The sequence below is a fragment of the Faecalibacterium sp. DFI.5.82 genome (genome assembly GCF_029076575.1).
GTDB lineage: Bacteria > Bacillota > Clostridia > Oscillospirales > Ruminococcaceae > Faecalibacterium > Faecalibacterium duncaniae.
In genome coordinates this window covers 1-320 of record NZ_JARFIS010000356.1, presented here as the reverse complement: position 1 = coordinate 320, position 320 = coordinate 1, and the positions used below count along the sequence as shown (strand labels likewise).

1 protein-coding gene is annotated in these 320 nt (G+C 60.9%); it reads left to right on the top strand.

Translation table 11 applies throughout. The annotated features are described in order from the left end of the window. On the top strand, positions 1-320 hold a 320-nt coding region (locus P0G09_RS16975; protein ID WP_275253255.1), incomplete at both ends, for a rod shape-determining protein.

Below are 320 nucleotides of genomic sequence, written 5' to 3'. Positions count from 1 at the left end.
TGATCAGGCCATCATCGCTTTCATCAAGCGCAAATATAACCTGCTCATCGGTGAGCGCACCGCCGAGCAGATCAAGATCGAGATCGGCTCTGCCTACCCCATGGACCCCGAGATGACCATGGATATCAAGGGCCGCAACCTGCTGGACGGCCTGCCCAAGAACATCGTCGTCCACTCTGAGGATGTGCGCGAGGCCCTGCTGGAGTGCCTGGTCAAGATCACCAGCACCATCAAGGAGACCCTGGAGCGCACCCCGCCTGAGCTGAGTGCCGATATCATCGACCACGGCATCACCCTGTCCGGCGGCGGTGCCCTGCTGC